This is a genomic window from Mesorhizobium amorphae CCNWGS0123 (assembly GCF_001686985.1).
In the GTDB taxonomy this organism is placed as follows: Bacteria; Pseudomonadota; Alphaproteobacteria; order Rhizobiales; family Rhizobiaceae; genus Mesorhizobium; species Mesorhizobium amorphae.
The window spans coordinates 1,377,595-1,402,905 of the sequence record NZ_CP015318.1 but is presented as its reverse complement, the minus strand read 5'-3'; the positions used below and the strand labels follow the sequence as shown (position 1 = coordinate 1,402,905).

22 protein-coding genes are annotated in these 25,311 nt (G+C 63.6%); 6 read left to right on the top strand and 16 right to left on the bottom strand.

Going from position 1 to position 25,311, the window contains the following annotated elements:
* Positions 1–11 precede the first annotated feature (11 nt).
* Positions 12–1,037, top strand: coding sequence for a nucleotidyltransferase family protein (locus A6B35_RS06675; protein ID WP_006206917.1), 1,026 nt, complete (start codon positions 12–14; stop codon positions 1,035–1,037).
* A 34-nt stretch (positions 1,038–1,071) separates the two neighbouring features.
* Here A6B35_RS06675 and A6B35_RS06670 read toward each other — a convergent pair whose 3' ends face one another.
* The 3 genes from A6B35_RS06670 to A6B35_RS06660 are packed head-to-tail and all read right to left on the bottom strand — an operon-like array spanning position 1,072 to position 2,767.
* Positions 1,072–2,058 (bottom strand): phosphoenolpyruvate carboxykinase (ATP), encoded by a 987-nt coding sequence (locus tag A6B35_RS06670; RefSeq protein ID WP_006206918.1) that lies wholly within the window; start codon positions 2,056–2,058, stop codon positions 1,072–1,074.
* Positions 2,055–2,480 carry a lasso peptide biosynthesis B2 protein gene (locus tag A6B35_RS06665; protein ID WP_040584357.1) on the bottom strand — a complete coding sequence of 142 codons (426 nt, stop codon included), beginning with the start codon at positions 2,478–2,480 and terminating at the stop codon, positions 2,055–2,057. The genes A6B35_RS06670 and A6B35_RS06665 overlap by 4 nt, the downstream gene beginning before the upstream one ends.
* The gene (locus A6B35_RS06660) at positions 2,480–2,767 is read right to left on the bottom strand and encodes a PqqD family protein (RefSeq protein ID WP_006206920.1); all 288 of its coding nucleotides are present in this window, start codon (positions 2,765–2,767) and stop codon (positions 2,480–2,482) included. The genes A6B35_RS06665 and A6B35_RS06660 overlap by 1 nt, the downstream gene beginning before the upstream one ends.
* Positions 2,768–3,571: 804 nt before the next feature.
* On the opposite strand from A6B35_RS06660, the gene A6B35_RS06655 reads away from it, so the two are divergent.
* The 3 genes from A6B35_RS06655 to A6B35_RS06645 all read left to right on the top strand — a co-directional run bounded on the left by A6B35_RS06655 (position 3,572) and on the right by A6B35_RS06645 (position 7,659).
* On the top strand, positions 3,572–5,479 hold the full coding sequence (locus A6B35_RS06655) for a propionyl-CoA synthetase (RefSeq protein WP_006206922.1): 1,908 nt from the start codon (positions 3,572–3,574) through the stop codon (positions 5,477–5,479).
* A gap of 184 nt (positions 5,480–5,663) precedes the next feature.
* Positions 5,664–6,743: an acyltransferase family protein gene (locus A6B35_RS06650; RefSeq protein WP_006206923.1), complete on the top strand. Its 1,080-nt coding sequence runs from the start codon at positions 5,664–5,666 to the stop codon at positions 6,741–6,743.
* Between the two features lie 151 nt (positions 6,744–6,894).
* The gene (locus A6B35_RS06645) at positions 6,895–7,659 is read left to right on the top strand and encodes a metallophosphoesterase family protein (RefSeq protein WP_006206924.1); all 765 of its coding nucleotides are present in this window, start codon (positions 6,895–6,897) and stop codon (positions 7,657–7,659) included.
* A 122-nt stretch (positions 7,660–7,781) separates the two neighbouring features.
* Here A6B35_RS06645 and A6B35_RS06640 read toward each other — a convergent pair whose 3' ends face one another.
* The 6 genes from A6B35_RS06640 to A6B35_RS06615 all read right to left on the bottom strand — a co-directional run bounded on the left by A6B35_RS06640 (position 7,782) and on the right by A6B35_RS06615 (position 15,392).
* The gene (locus A6B35_RS06640; protein ID WP_065518158.1) at positions 7,782–10,166 is read right to left on the bottom strand and encodes a polysaccharide biosynthesis tyrosine autokinase; all 2,385 of its coding nucleotides are present in this window, start codon (positions 10,164–10,166) and stop codon (positions 7,782–7,784) included.
* 164 nt (positions 10,167–10,330) lie between these two features.
* Positions 10,331–11,227, bottom strand: a complete 897-nt coding sequence (galU, locus tag A6B35_RS06635) for a UTP--glucose-1-phosphate uridylyltransferase GalU (RefSeq protein WP_006205242.1) — start codon at positions 11,225–11,227, stop codon at positions 10,331–10,333.
* A gap of 72 nt (positions 11,228–11,299) precedes the next feature.
* Complete coding sequence (locus tag A6B35_RS06630) at positions 11,300–12,250, bottom strand: glycosyltransferase family 2 protein (RefSeq protein WP_006205243.1); 951 nt, start codon at positions 12,248–12,250, stop codon at positions 11,300–11,302.
* Positions 12,240–13,181: a glycosyltransferase family 2 protein gene (locus A6B35_RS06625; RefSeq protein ID WP_006205244.1), complete on the bottom strand. Its 942-nt coding sequence runs from the start codon at positions 13,179–13,181 to the stop codon at positions 12,240–12,242. The genes A6B35_RS06630 and A6B35_RS06625 overlap by 11 nt, the downstream gene beginning before the upstream one ends.
* Positions 13,181–14,182, bottom strand: coding sequence for a glycosyltransferase family 2 protein (locus tag A6B35_RS06620; protein ID WP_006205245.1), 1,002 nt, complete (start codon positions 14,180–14,182; stop codon positions 13,181–13,183). Before A6B35_RS06620 ends, A6B35_RS06625 begins: the two co-directional genes overlap by 1 nt.
* A 37-nt stretch (positions 14,183–14,219) precedes the next feature.
* Positions 14,220–15,392, bottom strand: a complete 1,173-nt coding sequence (locus tag A6B35_RS06615) for a glycosyltransferase family protein (RefSeq protein ID WP_040583714.1) — start codon at positions 15,390–15,392, stop codon at positions 14,220–14,222.
* A gap of 191 nt (positions 15,393–15,583) precedes the next feature.
* Here A6B35_RS06615 and A6B35_RS06610 point away from each other — a divergent pair, with 191 nt between their 5' ends.
* Positions 15,584–17,080, top strand: a complete 1,497-nt coding sequence (locus tag A6B35_RS06610; protein ID WP_006205247.1) for a lipopolysaccharide biosynthesis protein — start codon at positions 15,584–15,586, stop codon at positions 17,078–17,080.
* 31 nt (positions 17,081–17,111) lie between these two features.
* Positions 17,112–18,134 carry a phosphoribosyltransferase gene (locus tag A6B35_RS06605; RefSeq protein ID WP_040583719.1) on the top strand — a complete coding sequence of 341 codons (1,023 nt, stop codon included), beginning with the start codon at positions 17,112–17,114 and terminating at the stop codon, positions 18,132–18,134.
* A gap of 60 nt (positions 18,135–18,194) precedes the next feature.
* Here the strand turns inward: A6B35_RS06605 and A6B35_RS06600 are convergent, their stop codons facing one another.
* The 7 genes from A6B35_RS06600 to A6B35_RS06570 all read right to left on the bottom strand — a co-directional run bounded on the left by A6B35_RS06600 (position 18,195) and on the right by A6B35_RS06570 (position 25,296).
* The gene (locus A6B35_RS06600) at positions 18,195–19,277 is read right to left on the bottom strand and encodes a glycosyltransferase (RefSeq protein ID WP_006205249.1); all 1,083 of its coding nucleotides are present in this window, start codon (positions 19,275–19,277) and stop codon (positions 18,195–18,197) included.
* 71 nt (positions 19,278–19,348) lie between these two features.
* Positions 19,349–19,798: a hypothetical protein gene (locus A6B35_RS06595; protein ID WP_006205250.1), complete on the bottom strand. Its 450-nt coding sequence runs from the start codon at positions 19,796–19,798 to the stop codon at positions 19,349–19,351.
* Positions 19,799–19,811: 13 nt separating this feature from the next.
* Positions 19,812–21,254: a GMC oxidoreductase gene (locus tag A6B35_RS06590; protein WP_006205251.1), complete on the bottom strand. Its 1,443-nt coding sequence runs from the start codon at positions 21,252–21,254 to the stop codon at positions 19,812–19,814.
* A gap of 81 nt (positions 21,255–21,335) precedes the next feature.
* Positions 21,336–22,667, bottom strand: a complete 1,332-nt coding sequence (locus A6B35_RS06585) for a UDP-glucose dehydrogenase family protein (RefSeq protein ID WP_006205252.1) — start codon at positions 22,665–22,667, stop codon at positions 21,336–21,338.
* 133 nt (positions 22,668–22,800) lie between these two features.
* The gene (gene exoK / locus A6B35_RS06580) at positions 22,801–23,667 is read right to left on the bottom strand and encodes an endo-1,3-1,4-beta-glycanase ExoK (protein WP_006205253.1); all 867 of its coding nucleotides are present in this window, start codon (positions 23,665–23,667) and stop codon (positions 22,801–22,803) included.
* A gap of 97 nt (positions 23,668–23,764) precedes the next feature.
* Positions 23,765–24,148, bottom strand: a complete 384-nt coding sequence (locus A6B35_RS06575) for a hypothetical protein (protein WP_006205254.1) — start codon at positions 24,146–24,148, stop codon at positions 23,765–23,767.
* Positions 24,149–24,273: 125 nt separating this feature from the next.
* Positions 24,274–25,296 carry a glycosyltransferase family 2 protein gene (locus A6B35_RS06570; protein WP_006205255.1) on the bottom strand — a complete coding sequence of 341 codons (1,023 nt, stop codon included), beginning with the start codon at positions 25,294–25,296 and terminating at the stop codon, positions 24,274–24,276.
* Positions 25,297–25,311 lie beyond the last annotated feature (15 nt).

Below are 25,311 nucleotides of genomic sequence, written 5' to 3'. Positions count from 1 at the left end.
CTGCCCGGTTGATGCTCCCATCCCTTTCGCCCGCCGATGAAAAACTGCTGCTGACTTTCGCCGATCCCGAGGCACCTGCGGCCTGGGGCCGAGACGTCGCTGCCAATAGCCTTTTGGCCCTGCTCGCCAATGCCGAATTCCACGGCGTGCTGCCGATCATGCTGCGCAAGCTGCAGGAGCGCGGCGACGCCCATCTGCCGCAGGACTTGGACTTGCAGGCTAGGCTGGCCGATCTGCGCCAGAAGTCGACGTTGGTAACCGGGCAGTCGATGCTGCTGCAGTACCATGGCGACCGCATCATGAAGGCGCTTACCGCGGACGAGATTCCGGCGCGGATCGTCAAGGGTCCGGTCTTTGCGCGAAAGCTGTACCGCCACGTCGCCGACCGCCCCTTTACCGACATCGACATCCTGGTCGAGCCGGCCCGTCTCAACGACGCCAACCGGGTGATCGCGGCGTCTGGTTTCCGGCTCTGCAGCGGCGAAGTCCAGTCGCAAGATCTGCAGGAGTTCAAATGGCTGGAGAAGGAGAATTCGAGCCTGCTGATCGAACTGCATGGCAATCTGGTGCATGATTCCGGCATGCGGCGGCGGCTGTCACTGGGATTCAAGGAACTGCGCGCGATCGACGGCGACGAGACCGACACGCCGGCCGCCCTGCTCACCATCGCCATCGTCCACGCTTCGGGCGGGCACAAATTCCACCGGCTGCAGCTTTGCGTGGACGTGCTGCAAGGCGTGCGGGTGCTGCAAACGCCCGAAGCGGAAGCACGACTGCTGGAGGCGGCGCGCATGACCGGCATCGAGCTTGAGTTGGCGACCGTGCTCGATGTGACCGGCCGGCTGTTCGACGCGCCCCGCGCGCTCGAACTCGCCAGCCGGATCAGGCCCGATCTCGGCATCCGGCTCGCCAGATGGCTGATCACCCGGGATACGCTGCTCGGCGTCAACTCCAGGGACAGGATGCGTTCGCGCCTGCGGCGCGATGCTTTCCGCTGGGTCCAGAGACTGGCGAAGCCAAGGCCGTATCGTGCCTGACCCCGAGCAAGCCCGGTCAGGCCGATCCCTGTCGTCAGCCGGCTAACGCCGAGCGGATCAGGGACGCCGCGTCGGCTGGCTGTGCGCCCACCTCCAGGGTAAAGGTCGGAACCGTCGAGACCAGCCTGGCGATCGTCGCCAGCCGGCGCTTCTGCAGCGGCAGCAGGCCGGTCATGCCGGTCCTGACATTGTCGGCGGCCAGCGCCACCATGGCGTCGGTCCTGGCCATGGCAACGAGCCGCGTCTGGCCATCGGCCGAGCGCGCGAGATGAAGGAGTGCCGCGACCGGCCGGGCACCGGGGCCTTCGACGCGGATGATTTCGCCGAGGCGCTCGAGCGAAACGGCCTGTTCGCCATTGCGGTCCCAGGTGGGGCCGAGGCAGGGCGCGACGAGCGGGACCAATTCGGCCGTCTTGCGATGGATCTTCACATGGCGCGGCAGACCCCAGGCAATGGCCTTGCCCGGCGCCACATTCAGGATCATGGCATCGTCCGAGCAGAGGCCGAAGCCTTGCGACGCCAGAGCGAGCGACGTCGTGGTCTTGCCAGTGCCGCTGGGCGCATGGATGAGAACCAGGGCATCGCTGTCAGGCAGCGTCAGGCCGGCCGTGTGCAGCATATGCTGGCCGCCGGCATCCAGCGCGGCATCGAGCACCAGCATCCACAGCGTCCAGGCAATCTTGGCATCCGGGCGGACGCGGATTTCGGCCCGACGCTCGCCGGCATGGATCGAGACCGTCTGGCGGCCGGGGAAGATCAGATGGACGATGTCGCCGCCATCGACCATGCGGCAGTGGCCGTCCTCGGGCACCTCGCCGTCGAAGGCGAGTGTCCCGGCCGGCGTCTCGGGCAGCGAAAGCGTCTCGAGGACGTTGACGTGAAAACCCGACTCGACCGGACCGGTGATGCGCAAGCTGCCGAGCATGCGGTCCAACTCCCGCCACTGCTCGGCGCGTTCGGCCGAGACGCCGATGACCTGTCGGTCAAGGGCATAGCAGGCATCTGCGGCCGAGCCGCTCAAGCGGATTTGCCCTCGGCGTGGTGACGATAGATCTCCACCATGCCGGGCAGGCTGTCGCTGACCACCGGCCGGCCGTCGAGACAGACCCAGCAATGCGCCGACATGCGCGGCGCATGCATCGACTTCGGGTCGACGCCGAAGCGCAGATCCGGGTCGAAGCCGGCAAGGCGCAGGAAGCGATGGGCAAGCAGGCCTTCCCGCAGGCACCTGCGGTCGCGCATCAGCCAGGGATGCCTGACCGTCCGGTTGACGCTGGCGACGATGTAGGCGGAGGGCAGGCCGAGATAGGGGGTCGGCGCGCTGAGCGGCGCCCATTTCAGCACGGTCTCGAAATCGCGCTGGCCGATCAGCACCGGCATCAGCCGCGCGCTGGCCCATAGATGGGCGCGAAACAGCGCGCGCAAGGACGGGCCGTCAGCCATCACGCCCCCGGATCGGCGAGGATACCTTCCGTCACCAGTTCGGCGGCCAGGGCCGCCATGTCCTGGTCGAGCATATGCTTGTCGACCTCGAACTCGTCGGACAGCAGATCGACGATCTGGTCGAGGCTGCGCGCGCCGTCGACCTTGTCGAGAAAAGCTTCGGTGGTGCCGTTGCAGGTATAGAGCTGGCCGCTGCGCGCCAGAAGCACGACGGCGCCGTCGCCGACATGCTGCACCGAGGCGTCGTCCGCCAGCCGCAGAACCATTTCAGACGCGATTTCGACCACGGGCCCTCCCCAGACCATGTACGTTAGCTGGAGAGCAATTAGCGCGGTCAGCGGGGTGCTGTCTATCGTCGGGCCGCTTCTATCGCTGAAGCGGCTTCTTGCGTCGGCTACCTGCTGACAACCGTAGCCGCCACGTTCGACAGTTTTTCGCGCTTGCTCAACACAGGCTTTTCGTAAGTTTTCTTCATTGGAACCCCCGAATTCATCGACAATCGTACGTGCCGATCAGTGGCGGCCTTTGTCAAGCCGGCGAGCCGATTCTGCCGGAGAGTTGCTTTTGTTCCCCAAGGTAAGCTAAAAAGTCGCCGGGGCTTAGGGGAGTAGTTGGTATGCGTTACAATTGGGAACGGGCGCCGACGGCGTTCGAACGTCATCGCAAGGCCCTGGCAGCGGCGATATTGATCGCCGGCGGCGTCGGCCTGATGCTGGCGGCATTGCCGCTTTAACCGCTGAAATCATCGACCGGCACGAACGCCTCCGGGGCGCTTGTGAGCTTGGTGGCCGCATGGCCAGGCTGGCTCAACGTGCCTGCCCGGTCACGGCGATCAAGCTTTGGTCGCGTCCTTCAAACCCCTGGCTGAAACGTTGTAGAGCACGGCAAGCACGGCCGCCTTGCCGTCGGGCAATCACCCGAGCAGCGCGGCGGAGCCGACGTCCTTGGCCGCAGCATCTCGATCCCGAGACCATGGTGCCGGATATCCTTCCCAAGGCGAGATCGGACATCGACGAAATTCCGGGAAGACATGGTTTCGAAAAACGGCATAGGCTAATGCAAGACGGCAAGTTTTCCCGGGAGGAAGTTGGATGGCGTCACGCTACCATGAAGTCTACGAAGGCTGGAAACGCGACCCGGAACAATTCTGGGCCGAGGCGGCCAAGGCGATCGACTGGTATTCGCCGCCTGACAGCGTCTTCGATGCGAAAGCCGGCGTCTATGGTCGCTGGTTCACCGGCGCCACCTGCAACACCTGCTTCAATGCCGTCGACCGTCACGTCGCGGGCGGCCGCGCCGACCAGATCGCGCTGATCCACGACAGCGCCATCACCGGCACGGTCAAAAAGTTCACCTATGCCGAGCTGAAGCGCGAAGTGGTCGCGCTGACGTCGGTGCTGAAGAACCGCGGCATCGGCAAGGGCGACCGCGTCATCATCTACATGCCGATGGTGCCGGAAGCGGCCTTCGCCATGCTTGCCTGCGCGCGCATCGGCGCCGTGCATTCGGTGGTCTTCGGCGGCTTTGCCTCGCACGAACTTGCCACCCGCATCGACGACGCCCGGCCGAAGCTGATTATTTCGGCCTCCTGCGGCCTGGAGCCTGGACGCACCGTCGCCTACAAGCCGCTGCTCGACACCGCGATCGAGCTCTCCCGGCATAAGCCGGACGCCTGCCTGATCCTGCAGCGCGAGCAGCTGCGCTGCGAACTGAAGGACCATTACGACATCGACTATGCCGACGCCGTTGCCCGCGAGCGCGCCGCGGGCGCCAATGTCGATTGCGTCCCGGTGCTTGCCACCGACCCGCTCTACATCATCTACACGTCGGGCACGACCGGCCAGCCGAAGGGCATCGTGCGCGACAATGGCGGCCATATGGTCGCGCTGAAATGGACGATGGAAAACGAGTTCGGCGTGAAGCCGGGCGAGGTGTTCTGGGCGGCATCCGATGTCGGCTGGGTGGTCGGCCATTCCTACATCGTCTACGGCCCGCTGCTGCATGGCTCGACCAGCGTCCTGTTCGAGGGCAAACCGATCGGCACGCCGGATGCCGGCACCTATTGGCGGGTCATCGCCGAGCATGGCGTGGTCGCGCTCTTCACCGCGCCGACCGCCTTCCGCGCCATCAAGGGGCAAGACCCCAAGGGCGAATTCGTGCCGAAATACAATCTGTCGAAATTCCGCACGCTGTTCCTCGCCGGCGAACGCGCCGACCCGGAAACCATCAAATGGGCGGAGCAGAAACTGAACGTGCCGGTGATCGACCATTGGTGGCAGACCGAGACCGGCTCACCGATGACCATCAATCCGGCCGGGCTCGGGCTGCTGCCGGTGAAATACGGCTCGCCCGGCGTGCCGATGCCGGGCTACGACATCCGCGTGCTCGACGATGCCGGCCATGAGGTGCCACGCGGTACTCTGGGCAATGTCGTGGTCAAGCTGCCGCTGCCGGCCGGCTGCCTGCCGACGCTGTGGAATGCGGACGCCCGGTTCCGGCAGGCCTATCTCGAGGAGTTCCCCGGCTTCTACAAGACGGCCGACGCCGGCATGATGGACGAGGACGGCTATCTGTTCGTCATGGCCCGCACCGACGACATCATCAACGTCGCCGGCCACCGGCTGTCGACCGGCGCCATGGAAGAGGTGCTTTCAGCGCATCCGGATGTTGCCGAATGCGCCGTCATCGGCATCGCCGATCAGATGAAGGGCCAGGTTCCGCTCGGGTTTGTCGTTTTGAATGCCGGTGTTTCGCGCGATGCCGGGGCCATCGAGAGCGAGGTCGTCTCCCTGGTGCGCGAACGAATCGGCCCGGTCGCCGCCTTCAAGACGGTGGTCACGATCAAGCGCCTGCCCAAGACACGCTCCGGCAAGATCCTGCGCGGCACGATGCAGAAGATCGCCGACAAGGAAGAATGGACGATGCCGGCGACCATCGACGATCCGGCCATCCTCGACGAGATTACCGCGGCGCTGAAGGGACGCGGCATAGGGGTTTAGCAACCGCCTGGAGCAGTCCCTTGAGATGGATGATGGCTCGCCAATTGTGCTGGCCATTGTCGAAGTCGGTGCTGCCCCTCATGCAGAGCCAACCCCGTAGCGATTGCCGCAGTGCCCAATCTTCTGTTGTGCAATGCAGCAATCCACCCTAGTGTTGCTGTGGGGGGCCACCCGATGACACGGCATGGCTCAGCAAAAGACTACATTTGGCGGCGTCGACATATTGCGGTTTCTCGCCGCTGTCCTCGTGATGTTCTACCACTACGGCTACTGGGTTTGGGCGTTCCCCGGCGGTATTTCCGCACGCGCCACTGGTGGCATCCCGCCGCATCCTGAAATGGACTTTCTGGGATCCGGCTGGGTCGGGGTGCAGGTGTTCTTCGTCATCAGCGGCTTCGTCATCGCCTTCAGCGCCGAGAAGTCGACGCCGTTGCGGTTCTTCGAGGCAAGGGTGAAGCGCCTGGCGCCGGCGGTGTGGGTGTGTGCCACCATTACCGCTGCGGTGCTGCTTCTGGTCGACCTCAGCTGGCCAACGGATGCGGTGATCCGGCTCGTTCGCACCGGCCTGTTCGTTCCCTTCGATCCCTGGGTCGACAGCGTCTACTGGACGCTCGGCATCGAAATCGCTTTCTACGCCGTGGTCTGGACCTTGCTGCGGCTCGGCCGCTTCGACCTGATGGAAACCGTGGCCATCGCGATCGGGCTGATCAGCACGTTCTTCTGGTGCCTCTATTATCCCCTCGATTTGTCCGATCTCGCCGAGACGCGCTGGCTCCAGCTAGCGCTGGTGCATCATGGCTGCTTTTTCGCGGTTGGCGTGATGTTGTGGCTGATGCGGTTCAAGGCCGTGACGAGGGCCCGCCTCGGTTTCTCGGCGCTGTTCCTGGCTGGCGGTGTGCTGCAGATCGCAAGCTCGGTCGACGTGCACAGCATCAAGGTCGAAGCCGCGATGCCTTATGCGCCGCCGATCCTCATATTCCTTGTCGCCACGGCACTGATGGCATGGTCACTGCAGCTCAACCTGTCCTGGCGAGGCTGGCGCCGGATCGGGCTGATGACCTACCCGCTCTATCTCATCCATGACGTCGTCGGCGCCGCCATGCTCGGCGCCCTGGTCCGCGCCGGCGTGCCGTACCTGCTTTCGATCGCTACTGTCGGCGCAACCATGATCGCCGCGAGTTGGCTGGTAGCGATAGAGGCCGAACCACGCATACGGCTGCTGCTCGACCACACCGTGTTCCGCTACCGGCTCAAGGCGGCATAAACGCCGCTCCCAGCACTTGTTTACCAAGACAGGGACTGTTCCTCGCCGGTATGGAATTTCCGGCGCCAAGCATGGTATCGAGGCTTCATGCGTGCCCGTGTGACATGCTCCCTAACGCCAAAAGACCTGTGCGAGCACCGAGCCTCAATCCGTGAGCCTGTTCCAGCGATCGAGAAAGCCGCGCGCCGCGCCGCGCGAACGGCTGCAGATGGATATGCAGGATACGGTCGTCTATGCGATCGGCGACGTGCATGGGTGTTACAGCGAACTCCGTTCGCTGGAGCAGAAGATCGTTCTCGATGCGCTACCCTTCCGCGGGCGCAAGATCATCATCATGCTTGGCGACTATGTCGATCGCGGGCCGCAGTCCAAACGCGTGCTGGACCATCTCACGGCGCCGCCGCCAAGGGGCTTCCTGCGCGTCTGCCTGGCGGGAAACCACGAGGTGATGATGCTGAACTATCTCGACGGCTATCTTCCGCGAGAACCCTGGCTGGCGACGGGCGGCCTGGAAACGTTGTTTTCCTACGGGATCGATGCGCAGCATCTCGGCAATCTCTATAGTTCGAGCGAAGCGGTCGACCGGCGTATCCGCGAGGTCATTCCTGCCAGCCATGTCAGCTTCATGCGCGCGCTGCCGGTAATGGTCTGCTCGAGGAAATTCGTTTTCGTCCACGCCGGCATCAGGCCCGGCATCGATCTCGCCGAGCAGGACGAAGACGACCTGCTCAGCATCCGCTCCGACTTCCTCGACAGCGTCCATCTGCTCGACCGATGGGTGGTGCACGGACATACGATCGTCGACGTGCCCAGGCTCGACGGGCATCGGCTCGGCATCGACACCGGCGCTTTTCAGAGCGGACGGCTGACCGCCGTCAGGATAGCCGGCAAGTACGGCAAGCTGCTATTTTCCTAGAGCGGTTCAGCTTTTCATAGAACCGCCGAATCGCTCTAACTATTTGTTTTTACGCAATTCCGGGCGGAAAAACGCTGCGCACTTTTCCTCGAATTGCTCTAAGCGGCGAAGCGGCGGCGCCTTCAGGCGGCCGCCCTGGTGCGCGTTTCCGACTTGTCCAGATAGTAGGTCGAATATTTGTCGAAGAACTTCTCGGAACCGCCGAGCGATCCGTATTTGGCCAGCTTCTTCAGATCGACCTTGTTGAGCACCGCGCCGACGATCTTGTTGGCGACGTATGGCTCGGATTCCAGCAGCGAGCGCACCACCGCGCGCGGCGTGCGGCCCCATTCGGTGACCAGCACGAAACCGTCGGCCAGCGGGGCAAAGGCTTTGGCGTCGACCACGGGGCCGAGCGGCGGCAGATCGACGACGATGTATTCGAACGTCTCCTTGGCGTTCTCGATGAAGCGCCGCATGCCGGCCGAGGAGAGAAGCTCGCTGGTGTGCGAGAACTGGCCGCGCAGGACGGCCGGGATGATCGCAAGCTTCGTCTGCCGGTCGACCTTGCCGACCGACTGCCAGGTCTGGCCGTTGACGACAGCTTCCATCAGCCCCTGCTCGGTTTCCATGCCGAGGCTGCGGCTGAGGCCGGGGTTGCGCAAATCGCCGTCGATGAGCAGTGTCTTGGCGCCGTTGGCGGCAAGCAATCCCGCCAGATTGGCCGCGACCGTCGACTTGCCCTCGCCGGGCAGCAGCGAGATCACGCCGATGACCTTGCTGCCTTGCCCTTCCATGACGACGTCGAAGGCGATCTTGGCGTTGCGCAGCGTTTCGGCGAACATCGAGGCGGGAGCGTCGATGCTGACCCGCATGCGCGCCCGTTTCTCGGCGGCCGACAGGCTGGCGATCTTGGCATCGGCCTCTGCATCGTCCGGCTTGGCATCCTTGCCGGGCTTGCCGCCGCCGATCGTCGGCAGATAGCCGAGGAATTTGAGGCCGACGCGATCGCGAATGTCCTCGCCGGTTCTGAAGAACCGTTCGTTGAACTCGTTCAGGCCGCCAAATCCGGCCCCCAGCAGCACGCCAAGCACGAGCGTAAGCGCCAGCACCTTGGATGTGCGCGGGCCCGCCGCCGACAGTGGCATTGTCGCATCGGAGATGATGCGGACCTTGCCGACCGGGAAGGATTGCTGCTGCGAGGCTTCCTCATAGCGGCTGAGGAATGTCTGATAGAGCGTGGTGAGCGCCGTCGCCTGCTGGTCGAGATCGCGCAGCTTGACCTGCGACTGGTTGTCGATGGAGCTCTTGCCGGCGGCGGTGGCGATCTTCTCCTTGAGCGCGGTCTCGCGCGCCTGCGCTACCTGATAATCGTTGCGATAGCTTTCGGTCAGTTGCTTCAGCTGTCCGAAGATCTGCGCCGACACATCGGCTTTTTCCTTGGCAAGTGCTACCGCCTGGGGGTGATCCTTGCCGAAATTGGCCTCGACATCCTGCAGCCGCTTGGCGACGGTCAGATAGCGGGTTTTGAGCGTTGCAATGACCGAGCTGGCCGGTTGGTCGCTCGATATGGCGGAGTCCTGGAACGCATTGTCCGAGCCGCTGTCCACGATGGTCTTGTACTGCTGGTAGCGGGCGCTGGCGCGCGCCGTGTCGGCCTGCGCGACGATGAGCTGGCTGTTCAGGTCGGACAGTTGCTTGTCACTGATCAGCTGGCCGTCGCTGCCCGCGGACAGCCCGTGCTCGGCCCTGAACATCTCGACCGCCAGGGCGGCCTTCTGCGAGCTTTCGCGAAGCTCGGTCAACCGGCCCTGCAGCCAGACCGCCGCGCGTTCGGTGGCATCGAAGCTCGCATTGAGCTGGTCGGCGAGATAGGCCTCGGAATAGGCCTTGGTGATAGCGGTCGCCAGCGCCGGGTCCGTCGACTGATAGCCAAGGTCGATCACATAGCTGCGGCCGTTGCGCTGCGCCAGTATCTCGCTCTGCAGCTTGAGGATCGCGTAGTCGCGGCGGGCGGTGACCATCATGGCCTCGCGCGTCGCGGCGTCGACATTTTCGAGGCCGGGGATGTCCGGGCCCGAACTGCCACGGAAATAGCCAACCAGCCCGCGCACGAAGCCGATGCCCTTCGCCAGGGCAGACGTCGGAGGGTTCATGAACTCTTCGTTCTGGTCGAGCTTCAGCTTGTCGACCACCACCGCGGCCAGCCGCGCGGAGGTGAGTATCTCGATCTGGCTGAGAAGGGAGGCATCGGTCTGCATGGTGGCCGACGCCGCCGAGATGTCGTCGACGACCTTGTTCAGGCCTTCGTCGATCAGCACGCTGGCAACCGACATATACTGCTTGGGCGTGGTCTGCAGATAGAGCACGCCCATGAACAGACCGATGATCGCGCACACAGCCACCACCTTGGCCTGCCGGGCAGCCATGCCGAGCAGGCGTTCGATGTCGATGAAGTCTTCGCCCTTTTCCGCGTCTGTACCGGGCAAAGGCACCCTCTTGTCGAGAGGAAAGTTGGCATAGTTCATCGTCGGTCCAATTCCAGGTTGCAGGCGCTATCGGCCTTCGAAGATTGGCGTCGTCACCAGAAAAGACCACGCAACATTCATGCCAGAAGGCGCCTGGCCGGATCGGCCAAGCGCGGCGTATGTCGCGCCATCATCGACACGCGCATACTCCCAAAAAATGGGCATTATGCGGCTTCTTCCCGGCGCTCATGAGACCGGACGAATTCCTGAAGCATTTCGAAGATCGGTCCCTTCATGTCGTCGCGCGCCAGGGCGAACGCGACATTGGCCTGGATGAAACCCTCCTTCGAGCCGCAGTCGAACATGCGGCCGTTGAAAGGCTGGGCAAAGAAGGCCTGTGACTGCGCCAGGCGGACCATGGCGTCGGTGAGCTGGATCTCATTGCCGGCGCCGCGTTGCTGGTTGCCGAGCAGCGCGAAAATCTCCGGCTGCAAAACATAGCGGCCGTTGATGTAGAAGTTCGACGGCGCATTGGCAGGCGCCGGCTTCTCGACCATGGCTGTCACCTCGAAGCCGCTGCCGACCTCAGCGCCGCGGCCGACGATGCCGTATTTGCTGGTTTCGCTGGGTTCGCAACGCTCGACGGCGATGACGTTTCCGCCGGTGCGCTCATAGAGATCGACGGTTTCGGCAAGGCATCCGCGCCCGCCGAAGGACACCATATCGGGGAGCAGCAGGGCGAAGGGCTCGTCGCCGATGACTTCGCGCGCGCACCACACCGCATGGCCGAGACCCTGCGGCGACTGCTGGCGGATGAAGCTGGTGGCGCCGGCCACCGGAAGCAGGCTTTCCAGCGACTGGAGCTGCGCCTTCTTGCCGGTCTGCTCCAGGGTTCCGATCAGCTCAGGATGCAGGTCGAAATAGTCTTCGATGACCGCCTTGTTGCGGCCGGTGACGAAGACGATGTGCTCGATGCCGGCCTCGAAGGCCTCGTCCACCGCATATTGGACGACAGGCCTGTCGACCACCGGCAGCATTTCCTTGGGCATCGACTTGGTCGCCGGGAGGAACCGCGTTCCCAACCCCGCCACCGGTATGACTGCCTTCCTGACTTTCTTCATTGCAAATTCCTTCTGAGGAGATCGACTTTCAATACCTGCCGGCCACGAAAGTTCCTTCATGTGCCCGCATCTTCACCTCCCCGCCCCCACGGCAAACTGTGCCGCAACCCGTCGCAGCCGGACAGCGATCGGCATGCTCATATGCCTGACCGCTGCCGGATCGCTGAGCGCCGTCCATATCGCCTTGAGCGGGGACCGCGCCTTGATGTGTTGAACCAGAGACAGGAACGATGCCGCCCGGCGCAAGCTGCGGCTGCGCCGGGCGAATGCGGCCGCGGCCTCCGGGTCCATCGCATGCGTCTCGGCAAAGATCGCATCGGCCTTGCGCATCGCTTCGACGTGATGAAGCTCGAGCACGCGGGAAATGGAGCCGCTGCGAATATGGTAGACGTAGCCGGTCGTCGGCTCGACCACGCATCTGCCGCCCTTGGCCAAAGCGCTGGCCAACAGGATGTAGTCTTCGCCGATGATCAGACCTTCATCGTAGCGAAGGCCGTTCTCGTTCAGGAAACGGCGCTGGAAGATCGGCTTGAGATAACCGAGGTTGAACCGCGATTCGAAGACTATGTTTCCGGATATGTAATCGGCCAGCGAGATTTCGCCCAGGCTCTCCAGATAGGCGGCCGGGAACATCGTGTCCTCGGCAACGCCGTCCTCGCGCACGACCTGGAGGTTGTCGATCGCGATCTCGGCGCCGGCCTTTTCCGCTCGCGCGATCATGGTGCTGAGCCGGCCGGGATAGACGGCATCGTCGGAATCGAGGACGGCGACCCAGCGGCCGCGGGCAAGCTCGAGGCCGGCATTCCTGGCGCCGCCGGGGCCACGGTTTTCGGGCAAAGCGACGACGCGCACGATGTCCTGTGGGTAGGACCGCGCCACCTCGAGCGTCCTGTCGCGCGAGGTGTCGTCGACGACGACGACCTCGACGCTGACGTCGCGCTGGGCAATCGCGCTGGCGATCGCCCGGTCGAGGGTCGCCTCGGCGTTGTAAGCGGCGATGACGAAGCTGACGTCAGGCTGCACGCTTGCCCCCTTCCTGCGGCGAAGGCAGTCCGTATTGGCGGATTTCGCGAACGCCTATCAGGCCGCTGACGACGCCGACATGCATGATGCCGCGCAGCACGCTGCGGTTCCGGCGAACCGGGCTGACCGCCGTCGCGATCGCCATGGCAAAGCAATAGGCCGCCTTTGCCGAGGCGAGGCCGATCTCCCTGGCGCGCCGGGAGCCGGTTGCGTTGTTGCCGAGCAGGTGACCATGGGTCTGGCCGAAACGGAAGCGGCGGCGGCGCAGCCAGTCGAATGCGGCCCTGGCGCGCGGCACCACCTCGTCGACAAAGGCGCGCGGCGAAAAGGCGATGCGGCCGCCGGCCTTGACCATATGATCGAAGAATTCGGTGTCCTCGCCGCCGGTCTGGCCGCGCGCCAGGCTGAAGCGGCGGTCGCGAAGGCTGGCGTCGGTTGTCCTCAGCAGGACGTTGCAGGTGTAGCCGGTGCGGATTTCGCCATGCACCCAGACCGGCAGGGTCGAGTGGAAATCGCCTTTGCGCATCCAGGCCGGCGCATCCGAGCCGTATCGCGCCTTTACCGGGCCGAGCACGGCGGCTGCACCGCTCGCCTCGGCGGTGGCGACCAGCTCGGCGAGCCATTGCGGCGAGGCCGTTTCATCGTCATCGATGAAGGCGACAAAGTCCGATACGCTGGCGTCGAGACAGGCGTTGCGCGCCACCGAGATGTTGCGTGCCGGAGCATGGCGGTAGCGGACCGGCAGCTTCAATTCCTGCGCCAGTGCCTTGACCAGCGGCTGGGCGCTCGGCGCATCGTCATTGTCGGCGACAACGACGCCGATTTCGAAACCCTCCGGCCGGTCCATGGCGGCGATGGAGCGAAGCGTGTCGGCAAGCTCGGGCCGCCGGAACGTGCAGACGCAGATGTCGACGCTGCGTTTTGCCCCCATTACGCCACCCCGTGCTGCGTCTGCGGTCGCGGCTCGAAAAGCTGCAGCCAGAAGCCCATCGACCAGCCCAGATGCATGACCATCGCCGACACCCCGACAAGCGCAAGTGCCATATCGCGCCGCCTGATGGCGGTCACGAGGCCATAGAAGATGCAGACCATCGACCATACAAGGAACGGCAACGCCGCCAGCAGGTACACGAGAGAAAAGGGCGCCAGCAGAACCACGGGAAACACCAGCAGCGGTATCATCTGCCGGACCTTCGGCATCACGCGATGCTTGAGAACGTTCTTGGCGCGGCCGCGGCCATAGCCGAGATACTGGAAATACAGGCTCTTCAGCGAGGAGCGCGGATAGTAGACCATCTGCGTCCTGCCGCTCATCCAGATCCGGTAGCCGGCCTGGCGAAGCCGGTGGTCGAACTCGGCATCCTCATTGTGGCTGAACGTCTCGTCATAGCCGCCCACTGCCTTGAAGGCCGATATGCGCATCAATGCGTGGTGACCGTGGTCGACCCATTCTCCAGCCGATAAATGCCGGTGCTTGGAGCCGCCGGTGCCGAGCTTCGAGTTCTGCGCCGCGGCAACCGCCTTCTGCACGGCGCCGGTGCCGCTGGTCAACATCGAGACGACGACCGAATCCGCACCCATGGCCAGTGCCTCCTCGACCAGCCGGTCGCAATAGTCATCGGGATAGCCGCCATGCGCATCGATGCGGATCAGATATTCAGCACCATCGCCGAAACTGGCCACGGCAAGATTGAGTGCGGCGCTCTGGATGCGCTTCGGGTTGTGGAGCAGGACGACGCGCGGATCCTTTGCAGCGACCGCCTCGACGATCGCCAGCGTACCGTCGGTGCTGCCGCCATCGGCAACGACGATGCGGGCGCCGAGCCGTTCGGCCGCCGGCCGAAGCTGCCCGAGCAGCGCCCCGATATGGGCTGCTTCGTTGAGGCACGGAATGACGATCAAGTTCGATGCGGGCATTTCGGTTTGCGTCATCAGGCCTCGTCCATCCTTGTTTCCATTCCCGGTCATCCTATGCCAGCGCCTCGGTGACGAAGGGGCCGGGCGCGGCAGCCAGACCACGCAGCTTGTCGACAAAGGCCCGGCAATCGCTGCGATCGTAGCTCCAGGTCCTCGGGTTGCGGGCCAGCACCCGCGCCTTCAGCTTGCGGAAGCGATCCTCTTCCATCCTGCCCAGCGCCGTTTCGAGCACCTCGGGCGCGGCCTGAGGCAACAGAACGCCGATGTCCTGCTGGTTGAGGAAGCGCCCGGTTTCGGTGTTGCCCATCGAGATCGGCACGGCGCCGAAGCGGCATCCCTCGTAGAGGCGGTTGGGAAGCAGCCATTCGGAATTCTGGCCTTCCTCGAAGAAATCGATCGCCCAGGAGAAATGCACCTCGCTGTAGATCGCCGCCATGTCCTCCGGGTTGCGATAGGGGCCGCGGAAGGAGAGATAGGGCTCGGCTTCGACGAAGGCGTGGAAATCGGGAAATTCGGAAAGCGCCGGGCGACCTCGAAGGATGACCTCGAAGCGTCCGTCGAGGCGGCGGGTGAAATCTGCCAGCAGCTGCAGCGAGCGGCGGCATCTGAGCGCACCGAACCAACCGATTCGCCACGGCGGCGCGGCAGGATTTTCCGCTTTCAACCGGCCATCGGCGACCACCGGTGCCGCATCGAAATACTTGTTTTCGACCAGCTCGACCGGTGCGGCGATTTGTCCAAACGGCTTGAAATAATTGGCGATGAAGGCCGGCGAACTGGTCACCAGGAGCTTCACGTCGCGCGCCAGATAGCGTTCCGCGCCGCGTAGCGCCTTGCCCAGCAAATCGTCGCGAAGCACCAGGCGATGGATGTCGAGGCATTCGTAGACGATCGGTACCGACCCTTGGAAAACGGCCTTGGCGCGCCGGGCAAGCGCCAGCATTTCAAGGTTACGAGCTATGATGAGGTCGGGCCGCGGCATCGTGGCGAGCTTCGAGCCGATAGAGACCGCCGCCTTGGCGACCGCCGCCAGACGCTGGCCGAATCGGCCGTCGCGCGTCGCGCCGAGGTCGATCGGACGCAGTCCCTCGATCTCCGTGACCGGGCCTGTGGTGCGGCGGAAGCCCGCCAGTGTAACCCTGGCGCCGCCTGCTCTGAGCATTATGATCCGTCGTCGCACCGCCGGATCGGAAACGTCATGTACCAAGTACAGGACATGCAGCATGAAACTCGACCGCTGTTGGCCCACCCACAGGGATGCTAGTACAGCTTTTGCTGCATCGCAACATTTTTGGTGCAGCGTAGCAAGAATCCATGTTTTTTGTTGCACTGCAAAAATATTGCCGTAGTTTGTCCGAGGCGGCGGTTTGCCGGTCGTGATGTCACGGCTGGTGCGAAAAATCAGGGATCCTGAATTTGGAAGCCAATGCATTCGATCCGCCAGAGGGCTCTCTCCGCAGATCGGTCGGGCGCGGTGCCATCGTCACGGCCATGGCGCAATCCGTGCGCGTCGCGACGCAGATCATCTCCGTCATCGTGCTGTCGCGGCTCTTGTCGCCGCAGGATTTCGGCGTCGTGGCGATGTGTGCGCCAGTGCTTGCCTTTATCGCGCTGTTCCAGGATTTCGGCCTGACCCAGGCGACGATCCAGAAAACCGGCATCCGTCACGACGAGGTCAATTCCCTCTTCTGGATCAATGTCGCGGTCAGTGCCGTCCTTGCCTGCGTGCTGGCTGGCGCCGCACCTTTGGTCGCCGCCTTCTACGGCGAACCGCGCGTTTCGGGCCTGGTGGCGGCACTGGGGCTGCAGATCATGGCCTATGGCCTCGGCGCCCAGCACCTGGCGCTTTTGACGCGCCGCATGCAGTTCACCCGCCTGGCGATCATCGACGTCGCCAGCGCCGTCACGGGTCTTGCCGTTTCGATCGCCTGGACCTTCATCGACCGTTCCTACTGGGCGCTGTTTGCCGGCACGCTGACCGGAGCGGTGCTGCCGACACTTTGCTATTGGGTCAGCTCCAGATGGCGGCCAGGCATGCCGCGCAAGGTCGAGGGCATTGGCCAACTGCTCAATTTCGGTGCCGGAATCACCGGCTTCAACTTCGCCAACTTCTTTGCCCGCAACCTCGACAATGTGCTGATCGGCAAATATTGGGGCGAAGCCCAGCTCGGCCTCTATGACCGCGCCTACAAGCTGCTGCTGTTCCCGCTCAGCCAGATCACCAACCCGCTCTCCAAGGTCATGGTGCCGGCCCTTTCCAGGCTGAAGGACGAGCCCGACCGCTACCGCAGCGCCTATCTGCGCGTCATGCCGCTGATCCTGCTGGTTGCGCTGCCGGGCGTCGCCTTCGCCACCGCCATGTCCGACGTGCTGATCCCCTTCGTGCTCGGCGAGCAGTGGCGGCAGAGCGCCCCGATCTTCCTGGCGCTCGGCTTTGCCGGGCTGCTGCAGCCGCTCAACAATCCCGCGGGCTGGCTGTTCGTCAGCCAGGGCCGCTCGGGCGATTTCATGCGCTGGGGCATCGTGACGGCGGTGACCTCGGTGCTGGCCTTCCTCATCGGACTGCCCTATGGCGCGCTCGGCGTGGCGATCGCCTATGCGGTCAGCGAATACATGAGAACGCCTTTCCTGTGGCTCTATATCGGCAAGACCGGGCCGCTGAAGGCACACCATGTGCTGCGCGCGGCAACCCCCTTCGTGCTTGGCGCGCACCTGGCTCTGGCCGCCGTGTGGTTCGCCAAGCCGTTCCTGCCACAACAGCATATCGTCGCCATGGCCGGCGCGGTGGTGCTGTCCTATGTCACCACCATCCTGGTTTCGCTTTGCTTCGCCGCCGGCCGCGAAGCCTTGCGCGAGGCCTTGAAGCTGGTGCCGATGCGGGCGCCGGCGGCTGTGCCCAGCGGAGCAAAATAACATGCGCACACTCGAGGATCCGACCCAGACCATGCACTACCGATCGATTTCCGACATGAACGACGCCATCGTCAGCAACCTTCACCGGCTGCCTCGCGACATCGACCTGGTGGTCGGCGTGCCGAGAAGCGGCATTCTCGCCGCCACGCTGGTCAGCCTTGCGTCGAACATCCCGATGACCGACCTCGACAGCTTCATCGCCGGCAAGATCTACTCCTCGGGCATCACCAAGCGCCGCGCCGCGCTCGACCGGCAGGCCTCCGACATGCGCAAGATCCTGGTGATCGACGACAGCGTCAGCGGCGGCAACGCCATGCGTGACGCGCGCAACCGGATCGAGGCCGCCGGCATCAAGGCGGACTTCATTTTTGCGGCGGTGTTCGGGCTCCTGTCGCAGCATCAGGAGACCGACGTCGTCTTCGAAGTGGTGCCGCACCCCAGGATGTTCCAGTGGAATTTCATGCACCACAAGTTCCTCGAGCAAAGCTGCGTCGATATCGACGGCGTGCTTTGCCTCGATCCGACCGAGGCGGAAAATGACGACGGCCCGGCCTATGAGAAATTCCTCGCCGAGGCGCGGCCGCTCTTTGCGCCGACCCGCAAGATCGGTTGGCTGGTCACCAGCCGACTGGAGAAATACCGCAAGCTCACCGAGGCCTGGCTCGACAAGCACGACGTCAAATACAACAAACTGATCATGCTCGACCTGCCGAGCAAGGCGGAACGGCAGCGGCTCGGCGTGCATGGCAGTTTCAAGGCCGATTTCTACGCCAAGACCGATGCGATCCTGTTCATCGAAAGCGAGCATCAGCAGGCGCTCAAGATCGCCAAGCTTTCCGGCAAGCCGGTGCTGTGCGTGGAAACCCATTTGGTGACCTATCCCGACGCGCTGTCGCTACCGGCGCTCAACCAGGCGGCGCGCAACCTGCCGGCCAGGCTGCGTCAGGTCAATTCGCCCGAAGGGCGCAAGACTGTGGTCAAGAAAGTGGCGCGCACGCTGCTTGGCGAACGCGGCTACGAGACGCTGAAGAGCCGGGTCAAGCGACCGGCCTGACCCCGCCAGTAACGCCGGGAACAGGGATGCAGCGCCACGACGGGCGCTGCATCGCAAAGCTCACGCAGCTTGGCGTGTAGTTCGTTGTGCCGCCGCCTTGTCGAGCAACGAGAAGAACGTGGCGAATTGACGCTGCGGGTCCAAAGCCGGGCGCTCCGAGAATGTACGCGCCGCCGCGGAAAGCCGCGCATACTCCTGGGCATCGTTCCACAGCAGTTTGATCGCCGCCACCCAATCGTCGAGCGGACCGTCATAGTCCAGCACCACGCCGCCCGAGCCGATGGCTTCGGGCAGGCCGCCGCGCCGCGAGCCGACGACGGGAATGCCGCTGCAATGGGCTTCCGACGCCACCCGGCCCCAGGCCTCCTCCCACTTGCTGGGCGCGAGCAGGATCTTGGTGCGGCCATAGACCGTCTTCATGTCGCTGGTACGGCTCTCCAGCTTGACATTGCGGTATGGCGCGATCGTCTGTTCGATGCGGGCCCGATGATCGTCGTCGAGCTTCCAGCTTTCGACGAACAGGAACGGGATTTCGGGGCAGGCGGCGGCAATGCGCACCGCCAGGTCGAAGCCCTTTTCCTCGTAAGGATTGATCAGCGTGACGTATTCGCCTGTCGTCGGCGTGCTGTAGAAGCCGGGATTGATGGTCGGCGGAATGACCGTCGAATCGATGTCGAATTTCTGCTTGTAGGTGTGCGCCGTGAATTCGGAGTTGGCGATGTAGAGAGCCGAACGCAATTCACGCAGGTCGCCACCCAATTCATGGAATTCGACATTCCTGAGATAGACGACCAGCGGAACGCCTTCCGTCTCCAGCGCCTTGCCGATCGGAACCGACTTGTGGCACTGAACCACGGCGACGTCCGGCCTCAGCTTCTTCACGGCAAAGCCGGCAGCCTCCCAGGGAAACCAGGCCCGCACCACCGGATAGCCCGGATAGGAGTCGATGACGGCACGTTGCCGCAAGAGCTTCATCTTGGCGCGCGCCTTGTAGCCGAAGACGCCCTGGCCGAAGAGCGCGGCAAGCACCGACGCCTCATGGCCATGCTCGATCAATTGCTCGGCCAGATGATGGGTGCTGGACTGGACGCCGCCGCTGAATTGCGGCGTGTAGCCGTTGCCACCTGCAAAAAGGACTTTCATGAGATCGGGCTCCTTGTCGCATTCTCGTGTTTCGTTCGGACGCTGGCCAGGACCAGCGTCTTGCCTTCGCCTCAAGCGACTCTCGGCGGCTCCAGATTTGCGAACGGATTGGTACAGGACTGCCAGCCGGTAAACCGGATCGGGTCGTTCGGCGAGCTGCGCCATGCGTAGTCGGTCAGCACATGGAATTCGGCGATGACCCAGCGGTCGAAATGCACCAAATCTTCCCGCTTTTCATGCGGCAGCAGCCGGCGTACGGCGCCCAGTTTGAGCTCCTCGACCAGAGTGACCGCATCGCTCAGCTTTTCGTTCGGAAATATCCAGGGATTCCGGTTGCGGAATTCCAGCACGAACTGCTGCAGGTGCTCGATGCGCATGTTCAGCGGACCGAGATATCTTTCCAGCGTGACGCGCACCAGGTCCTCGTCCGAGAACGAGGACACGGCGGCGTAGGCAATGCCGGTGGAAGCAAGCCCGCCGGCGACCAGGGCGAGAGCAGAGCGTCGCGTGATCTTCATCATTGCAGAGCTCCCTTCATGCGATCCGGCTCGCCGCCCTTAGCGACAGAGCCGCCGCCGTCAGGCTTGGATTGACGCAGGAGCAACTGGGATAGGTGCTCGTGCCGACAACGACGAGGTTCCTCAGCTGGTGGTGGATCATGTCGCGGTCGACGACCGAATCCGCAGGGCCAGTGCCCATCCGCAACGTGCCCTGCACATGCGATTCGGTCGGCCGGATGCCGCGATCGAACAGCTTTTCGACCGGCAGCGGCTTAAGCAGCTCCGGCAGCCTTTCCAGCGCCTTGGCCATGCCGTTGACGGCATAGTCCGACGCTCCCTTGAAACTGACGAAGGCGTTCTCATCCTTGTCGAGGATGACGCGGTTTTCCGGATCGAGCAGGTTTTCGGTGACGATGACCAGCGGCAGCGTCTGCCGCAGCCGGCCCTTCTCGGCCCGCATGCCATGCTGCCAGCGGTTCTCGAAATAGACCAGCGCCGCCGCGTGCTCGGCGCGGTGGGGACCGTCATAGAGCCCGAAATTCAGGCCGGTGGTGATGGTGCTGCCGTCGAAATTGTCGACGCCGTCAAGATAGACCTCGAAGTTCCAGCCATAGGATTCGTGCAGGCCGAGGCCGACGAATTCGCCACCGAGCCCGGACCGTAGCATGATCGCCGGGCTCTGGATCGCATTGGCGCCGAGCACGAAAAGGTCGCCACTGGCTGAATATTCCTTGCCGCCATGGGTGAACACCACCGAGCGGACGGAGCCGCCGACATGGTCGAGCCGCCGCACTTCCGAACTGAGGCAGACTGAAACATCCGGATGCTCGAAGACGTGCATCAGGCCATTGTTGACGGTGAACTTGGCATCGGCCGGGCACAGCCAGCAGCGCAGATTGGCACAGCACGAGCTTCGCTGTGCGGTCGCCACACGCGCACGCGCGGTCGGCATGACGAAGTGCTGGTCGGGCTGCGCCGCCTTCATCATGCGGTCGGGCGTCGACATTCGATGCGGCGGCTGCGGAAACGGTTTCGAGCGCGGCAGCATCTGAGCCATGTCGGGATCGCCCGAGATCGACATGACCTCCTCGGCGTCGCAATAGAACGGCTCGAGCTCGTCATAGCTGATCGGCCAATCATTGCCGACGCCATAGGTGCTCTTCAGCCGGAAGTCGTTCGGATGGAAGCGCGGCGTCTGCGCGAACCAGCAATTCGTGCCGCCGCCCAGTCCGATGGTGTAGTTCCACGGCTTTTCCGAGTTGGTCTTGTAGGTCGATTCGTCGTCGATGTCGGTGTTGGCGTTCTGGCCGAGCTGCCACTCATGCGTGTTGTGCCGGCCCCATTCCAAGACCAGGACACGCGCTTTGCGGCGGTTAGCGAAGGCGTGCAGGAAGAAGGCCGAACCAAAACCGGAGCCGATGGCGATGATATCGAAATGCTCGTTGGCGATTTGCTCGGGCCTGATATCCAGCACCATCAGATCCTATCCTTTCCCGAAAGCAGCGCGTTCACCGGCGGCCTCGTTGTCGTTCGTCGAGGCCGCCTTCGGAGCGGGCCTTCACGCAGCCACCCTGCCGATCGAGTGATACTCGATGCCGTGGCGGGCGATGACCTTCGGGTCGTAGAGGTTGCGGCCGTCGAAGATGACCGGCGTGGTCAGCGCATCCTTCAGCGCGTCGAAGGACGGCGCGCGGAAGCTCTTCCACTCGGTGGCGATCATCAGCGCCTCGGCGCCGCGCAGAGCCGCCTCCTTGGTGCCGCAGAGCAGCAGATCGTCGCGCAGCCCGTAGATGGCTTGGCATTCCTGCATCGCCTCGGGATCGTAGGCCTGCACCTTCGCGCCCGCCTTCCACAGCGCTTCCATCAAGTTGCGGGCCGGCGCCTCGCGCATGTCGTCGGTGTTCGGCTTGAAGGCCAGGCCCCACAAGGCGAAGGTCTTGCCCTTGAGGTTGCCCTTGAAGTAGCGGTTCACCTTGTCGAACAGGACGGACTTCTGCTCGTTGTTGCGCTCCTCGACGGCACGCAGCAGCTTGGCGTCGAACTTGACGCCCTCGGCGGTCTTGATCAGGGCGCGCACATCCTTGGGGAAGCACGAGCCGCCATAGCCGAGACCCGGATAGATGAAGTGGTAGCCGATGCGCGGATCGCTGCCGATGCCCTTGCGCACCTCCTCGATATCCGCGCCAAGCTGCTCGGCCAGATTGGCCATCTCGTTCATGAAGCTGATCTTGGTGGCCAGCATGCAATTGGCCGCGTATTTGGTGAACTCGGCGCTGCGCACGTCCATCACGATCATCTTCTCGTGGTTGCGGTTGAACGGAGCGTAGAGCTCGCGCATCACCGCCTCGGTACCCTCGCTCGAGGTGCCGACGATGATGCGGTCCGGCTTCATGCAGTCGGCCACCGCGGAACCCTCCTTGAGGAATTCCGGGTTGGAGGCGACGTCGAAGGTCAGGTCCTCGCGGCCCCTTTTCTTCAGCGTTTCGGCGATCCTGGCCTTGATCTTTTCGCAGGTGCCGACCGGCACCGTCGACTTGCCGACGACGATCTTGGGCGCCTCCATCTCGCGGCCGATCGCCTCGGCGACGGCCAGCACGTATTTGAGGTCGGCCGATCCGTCCTCGCCGGGCGGCGTGCCGACGGCGATCATCTGGATCTCGCCATGCTTGACGGCGGCCTTGGCATCGGTGGTGAATTTGATGCGGCCGGCGGCGTGGTTCTCCTTGACGAGGCTTTCGAGCCCAGGTTCGAAGATCGGGATAAGGCCCTGGTTGAGCCGTTCGACCTTCTTCTCGTCGATGTCGACGCACACCACCTGATGCCCGACTTCCGCGAGCACGGCGGCCTGCACGAGACCAACATAGCCTATTCCAAAGACCGTCAAGTTCATTCGGTGTGCTTCCTGTTCAGGGCCGTCTTCGGTGCGGCCGGTTCAGATGGCAGGCCGTCCAGGGCCTGTTTCCTATTGGAGCACGATCCGAAGCCGGTTCCCAGTTTCTGCTGCATTCGGTTCGGGATCATGCCTAGTTGCTGTTGCTTATGCTGCATGCCAGCGATTCCGGGAACTGGCAGGGCTGGCCAAGCGCAGTGAATGCGACGCGCTCCACCTGCATCGTGACCTTGCGGCCCGGATCCGAGAAGGGGCCCATCCAGCTGGTCAGCTTCTCGCTGCCCCAGAGGCTGAAGAATATCTTTTGCGAGTGGGTCGGCAACTCCGCCGGGTTCGTCACTTCCTGGACGAGCTTGCCGTTGACGTAGAAGCGCAGCCGCTCCTTCTCCCAGACGAAGCCGTAGTCGTTGAAACCCTTGTCGGTGCCGCCTTCGACATCGGCGAGCTTTTCGTTCTTCGGCTTGCCGGAAATGTAAGTGTTGACCTGCACCTTGGAGGTGTCCTTGGTCAGAACCTCGAAGTCGATCTCGTCCCATGGCTGCTTGTCCTGGGGACCGATGTAGGAGAAGAACGCGGCATTCAGACCGGACCCGGTGTCCGTTTTCATGCGCGCCTCGTAGGTTCCGTAGCCGTAGCGCTTCTTGGTCTGGATCTCGCCGCAGGCGAAAGCGCGATCCTTGGTCTGGCGCTTCTCGAAGCCCAACGTCAGTGCGCCGTCGGACAGGCTGACCAGGCTCTTCGACCAGGTACAGTTCTGGTGGGGGCCGTTCGACCAGCCGTCGGATATGTACCAGCGCGACTGATCGAACTTGGTGAAATCATCGACGAACGAGGGTGCGCTCGGCAAGTCCTGCGCGTGGGCCGGGTGCACCGTTGCGGCAGCGGCCAGGAGAAGCGCTCCCGCCATGCACAGCTGCCACAAGCTGCCTTGCCGATTCGACCGCATCGACGGCGTGGCATCGGCCACGACGATGGAGATAGTCTTGGGATCTGCGTTCATACCAACTTACCTTTGTGCTGTCCGCCCAACCCAAAGTCACCAATTGGCCCGCCGCATGACGAGCCGCTGCTGATCCTCCGCCCTTGTATCTTCCTCGTTACCTGCCTCGTGCCGCCAGACTGGCGGCTTGACGAGACTCACCATTCTCTTCGACGATCGCGTCGAGTGAATGACGCAGTTCCTTCATCAGGCTGTTCTGGCGGGCAAGCGCTGCGATGCGCCGCTCGCAATTCAGGATCGATGTCGTCAGTTCGCTGACTTCGGACACCTTGCTCGTCGATGCCGAGCCGTTCTCCATCGCCTCGACCAGGAAGGCAGCGTTCGTCGCCTTTGACCGATAGCGATTCTCAAGCCCGGTCTTCTCCGCCTCGATCTCCGTCGCGATCTGATCCAGCAACCTCGCGAGACGATCGAAACGCTGGAGATCGGTCTGCCGGTCCCGGGCTGGATCCCTGGATCTGAAGCCGAATATCGAAGCCATCCGGTTGGCCTTCCACAATTGCTGCACCGCAACATACACTGCCATTCCCAGGGCGACTAGGCAACCTCGGAGTTTGGCAAAGGCGTTTTTTTCGAGTTTCCGGCCGCTGCCGCAGCGCCCGAAACCTAGTTTTCGGCGGTTGCGGCGTTGGCCGCCATGAGGAAGCGCATCGGCGGCACCTTCTGCCGTTTCGAGGTAAGGCCGGCATGGCGAAACAGCGCCTCCAGCTTGTCGGCGGCGACGCCGCGAACGATGGGAATGAGGTTCGACTGGCTGGCCAGGGCGTAGGCGGCGGCCGATGCCAGACCGCGCTCGGCCTTTACGTCGAGGAAGTTACGCAGCCGGTATTTGTCGCGCACATGGCGTTCGTGCTTGCGCAGCACCGCTTTGGAGGTTTCCGGCAGGCTGTCGATCTTGAGCAGCGCGAGGTCGGCGTCGGCCAGACGCTTCAGATCCAGCGTCCGATGGCGGCCGCTCAGCGAATCGGCACGAACGATCGCGCCGTAGCCGCAGGAGCGTATGACCTTGAAGCGCGCGCCACGGGCGACGGCGCGCGCATAGAGCTCGTAATCTTCGCCAAGGCGTAGGCTTTCGTCGTAGCGCAGGCCGTGGCGCTCGAGAAAGGCCCGACTGATGACCGGCTTGAGGAAGCCAAGCTCGCCGCGCTGCACGCGGCGCCTGGAAATGTTGCCTTCGACGAACCTTTCGAGATCGAGGAACTCCGGGTCGGCCGAGAATGGCGGAGCGACCACCTTCGAGACATCGGTCGCCGCATCGTCCCTGATCAGCATGATGTTGTCGGCGGCGAAGTCCCAGTCGGCGCTGGCGAACAGCCTGCGAAACCGGCCTTCGAGGAAGAAATCGTCGGCGTCGAGAATGCTGATGAACGGCGACGTGGAGCCGGCAATCGCCGCGTTGCGGGCGAAAGAGGGCCCCTTGTTGATGTCGAGGCGCATGACCGAGAGCCTTCCGCTGCCATCGTCGGCGGCGCGCGCCACTTGCGCAGTGTCATCGGTGGAAGCATCGTCGACGACGACGACTTCGGCCGCTTCGGGCTCGCGCAGCGCCGAGGCGATGGCGGCCGGAATGGTGCGGGCTGCGTTGCGGGCTGCGATGATCACGCAGACCCGGGATTGCGTGTTGGACATCAATTCACCTTTCGA

What these genes read in the sequence shown, in the direction of transcription:
- A6B35_RS06650 (WP_006206923.1), top strand. Translation starts at nt 5,664, where the DNA reads ATGGCTCAGCAAAAGACTACATTTGGCGGCGTCGACATATTGCGGTTT.
- A6B35_RS06665 (WP_040584357.1), bottom strand. Translation starts at nt 2,480, where the DNA reads ATGGCTGACGGCCCGTCCTTGCGCGCGCTGTTTCGCGCCCATCTATGG.
- A6B35_RS06585 (WP_006205252.1), bottom strand. Translation starts at nt 22,667, where the DNA reads ATGAACTTGACGGTCTTTGGAATAGGCTATGTTGGTCTCGTGCAGGCC.
- A6B35_RS06620 (WP_006205245.1), bottom strand. Translation starts at nt 14,182, where the DNA reads ATGACGCAAACCGAAATGCCCGCATCGAACTTGATCGTCATTCCGTGC.
- A6B35_RS06625 (WP_006205244.1), bottom strand. Translation starts at nt 13,181, where the DNA reads ATGGGGGCAAAACGCAGCGTCGACATCTGCGTCTGCACGTTCCGGCGG.
- A6B35_RS06570 (WP_006205255.1), bottom strand. Translation starts at nt 25,296, where the DNA reads ATGTCCAACACGCAATCCCGGGTCTGCGTGATCATCGCAGCCCGCAAC.
- A6B35_RS06600 (WP_006205249.1), bottom strand. Translation starts at nt 19,277, where the DNA reads ATGAAAGTCCTTTTTGCAGGTGGCAACGGCTACACGCCGCAATTCAGC.
- A6B35_RS06640 (WP_065518158.1), bottom strand. Translation starts at nt 10,166, where the DNA reads ATGAACTATGCCAACTTTCCTCTCGACAAGAGGGTGCCTTTGCCCGGT.
- galU (WP_006205242.1), bottom strand. Translation starts at nt 11,227, where the DNA reads ATGAAGAAAGTCAGGAAGGCAGTCATACCGGTGGCGGGGTTGGGAACG.
- A6B35_RS06575 (WP_006205254.1), bottom strand. Translation starts at nt 24,148, where the DNA reads ATGGCTTCGATATTCGGCTTCAGATCCAGGGATCCAGCCCGGGACCGG.
- A6B35_RS06605 (WP_040583719.1), top strand. Translation starts at nt 17,112, where the DNA reads ATGCACTACCGATCGATTTCCGACATGAACGACGCCATCGTCAGCAAC.
- A6B35_RS06590 (WP_006205251.1), bottom strand. Translation starts at nt 21,254, where the DNA reads ATGGTGCTGGATATCAGGCCCGAGCAAATCGCCAACGAGCATTTCGAT.
- exoK (WP_006205253.1), bottom strand. Translation starts at nt 23,667, where the DNA reads ATGAACGCAGATCCCAAGACTATCTCCATCGTCGTGGCCGATGCCACG.
- A6B35_RS06615 (WP_040583714.1), bottom strand. Translation starts at nt 15,392, where the DNA reads ATGCTGCATGTCCTGTACTTGGTACATGACGTTTCCGATCCGGCGGTG.
- A6B35_RS06595 (WP_006205250.1), bottom strand. Translation starts at nt 19,798, where the DNA reads ATGATGAAGATCACGCGACGCTCTGCTCTCGCCCTGGTCGCCGGCGGG.
- A6B35_RS06675 (WP_006206917.1), top strand. Translation starts at nt 12, where the DNA reads ATGCTCCCATCCCTTTCGCCCGCCGATGAAAAACTGCTGCTGACTTTC.
- A6B35_RS06655 (WP_006206922.1), top strand. Translation starts at nt 3,572, where the DNA reads ATGGCGTCACGCTACCATGAAGTCTACGAAGGCTGGAAACGCGACCCG.